Origin of the sequence: Trueperella sp., from assembly GCF_043424875.1 — a bacterium.
Classification (GTDB): Bacteria; Actinomycetota; Actinomycetes; order Actinomycetales; family Actinomycetaceae; genus Trueperella.
In genome coordinates, this window is the sequence record NZ_JBHWPL010000097.1 from 1 (window position 1) to 2,853 (window position 2,853).

The 2,853-nt window shown below is 63.0% G+C and carries 2 protein-coding genes; one reads left to right on the forward strand and one right to left on the reverse strand.

The window, feature by feature from the left end:
* The coding region (locus tag ACHFFR_RS08310; RefSeq protein WP_394263803.1) for a dipeptide ABC transporter ATP-binding protein at nucleotides 1-1,598 on the forward strand (1,598 nt) is incomplete at its 5' end.
* 48 nt (nucleotides 1,599-1,646) lie between these two features.
* Here ACHFFR_RS08310 and ACHFFR_RS08315 read toward each other — a convergent pair.
* A partial coding sequence (locus tag ACHFFR_RS08315) for a dolichyl-phosphate-mannose--protein mannosyltransferase (protein ID WP_394263804.1) occupies nucleotides 1,647-2,853 on the reverse strand: 1,207 nt, incomplete at its 5' end.

Genomic DNA, 2,853 nt, shown 5'->3' on the forward strand with positions numbered 1-2,853 from the left:
TTTGTTCCCTTTATCTCGACGAGGGCGAGATCCTCGCTCTCGTCGGCGAATCGGGATCGGGTAAATCCGTGACATCGCGGGCGGTTCTTGGCCTCTTGGCGGATAACGCCACCGCTTCGGGAACGATTCTGCTCGACGGCGTCGAAGTCATCGGGCTTCGAGGCGATAAGCTGCGCAACCTGCGCGGTGAAAAGGCTTCGATGGTGTTTCAGGAGCCGTCGTCGTCGCTCAACCCGGTTTACCCCATTTGGTGGCAGATCGGCGAAGGTCTACGTGCTCACAACCCCAAGCTCTCGAAGAAGGAGATCAAGGCTCAGGCCGTGCGCGCCTTGAAGACCGTGGGTATTCCCGATGCAGAAAACCGCATCGAGTACTACCCACACGAGTTTTCGGGCGGTCAAAAGCAGCGCATCATGATCGCGATGGCGCTCGCGATGGGAGCGGATCTCATCATTGCCGACGAGCCCACCACCGCTCTCGACGTCACCGTCCAGGCGGAGATTCTCAATCTTCTGCGTTCCATCCGGGATGAGTACAACACGTCGATCCTGCTGATCACGCACAACATGGGCGTGGTGGCGGACATCGCCGATTCGGTTGCGGTGATGTACCTCGGGGAGATCATTGAGCGCGCGCCGGCGAAGGAGATTTTCTACCGGCCCGTCCAGGACTACACGAAGACCTTGCTCGCATCGGTGCCTCACCTAGGCCGGGAGTCGGCGTCGAAAGACTTTTCAGATGAGAACTTCGAAGTGCTCGATTCCGGCGATACCGTGGTCGAGGCCTCGGCAATGGAAGTCACCTATCCGGGGCGGCTGGGTTCTCCGCCATTCCGGGCGGTGCGTGGGGTCGATCTAGCGATCCACGCTGGTGAGGTCTTTGGGCTCGTGGGCGAGTCCGGTTCGGGAAAGACCACTATCGGGCGCGCCATGGCGGGCCTCGAGAAGGTGACGGGCGGATCGCTCAAGGTGCTTGGCCATGAGATGCGCGGGTTCAAGGAGCGCAAGTTCCGGCCCCTGCGCAAGGATATTGGCTTCGTCTTCCAAGATCCGGCCACCTCGTTCGATCCTCAGCTCACGATCGGTAACGCGATTGCCGAGCCGATGGAGATTCACCGCCGCGACATGTCCGATTCTGATCGACGACGCCGTGTGAACGAGTTGCTCGAAGCGGTTCGGCTGCCGGGCTCGTACGCCACGCGCTTCCCGCACGAGCTTTCGGGTGGTCAGCGCCAGCGCGTTTCCTTCGCCCGTGCGCTCGCACTCGAGCCGAAGCTGGTGATCGCAGACGAGCCGACGTCGGCCCTCGACGTATCGGTGCAGGCCACGGTTCTCGAACTGTTTAAGGACCTGCAGGCGGAACTCGGTTTCGCGTGCCTGTTCATTACCCACGACCTTGCGGTGGTGGACATGGTGGCACACCGCGTGGGCGTGCTCTATCGGGGTGAGCTCGTGGAGATGGGGCGCGGATCGGACGTACTTGGAGATCCGCAGCACCCCTACACCAAGAAGCTCATTGCGTCGCTTCCGGTTCCGGATCCGATCGAGCAGGTAAAGCGCCGCGAGGCTCTGGCGGAGCTAATCGCGTCGGAGCGCTAGCCCCGCCCCGCGGCCCCGCCGCGCGACGCTCGCCCAGCCCCGCGAACCTTAGATCCACGTCGGCAGCCACATGTGTAGCTGCCAGAACCAGCGCGGCACCGGGATCGCTGTCCATATCGGATACCAGAACAGCGACGCCGCCAAAATCGTCGCCACGACGAAGCCGAGGAGGACCTTCGAGGCCCTGTTGGGCACCTTGATGTCGGCGTGATCGAGCATGATGCTCGATCTCGTCGCATGCACGCCGTTCGCGGCCAAGGCTGCCGGCGTCCCATCTTTGCTTGAACCGAGCACCACTAGGTCGTCCTCGGCGAGTGACGTTGCGCAGGCGGCACCGTCGTCGTCAATCTGCACTCGATGTGTTCGCGGCTCGGGCGGGCGTGGGCCGAGCATATCGGTGAGCCACGCCAACCCGTACACGAGGGCGAGCACCACGTATGGCAGGAAGGCGATCGCGTAAAACTGGAAGATTGTGCGGTCCGTGTACATGAGCCACGGTGCCCACATCGCAAGGTAGCCGGCGATGATCGCCCACGCGCGCCAGTCGCGACGCTTGATCGCGGCAATCACCACAATGATCAGGGCGAGGAGGGCAAGCCACCAGATGAACGGATTGCCAAGTGAAGTAATGGCCGCGACGCAGTCGTCGGAGGGGCAGGAGCCCGCCGGGAGCTCGTCGTTGCCGTCCCAAAAGAAGCTCACGGGCCGCAATTGGGGGAGCCACTGCCATGCCTGCGACTGGTACGAGTGTGGCTCAGAGAGCCCGGTGTGGAACTCCATAGATGCTTGGTGCCAGTGGATGAAGGAGTTCACCAGGTCGGGGGCTCCGTCGATCGGCATGGGGATCTGGTCGGCGGGTGGCAGTTCGGCATTGCGGGCTTGCTGGTCGGGGGCCCATTGGCGATCCCATCCGACGGGGTGAAGGAACCACGGCATGAAGGCGACGACGTAGGTCAGGATCGCCGTAGGTACAAGTTGGAAGAACGCGGGTACACCTTCGCGGAAGACGCCGGCGCCGAACCAGAGCCGGACACCTACAGCCTTCCGGACCGCGGCTCCCCAAGCGAAGACAAGTAGGCCGAACACCGCGAGCGCGTATGCGCCGGACCATTTCACGGAGCATGCGAGGCCGAGCATGACGCCGGCAACGAGGAGCCAAGGTCGCCACCAGGTAGATGGCGCCCACGGGTCGGCGGGGATAATTGTTGCTTCACGCGGCTTGCGGGCCTGCGGCCCGTCGTTCCATGCGAGTTGA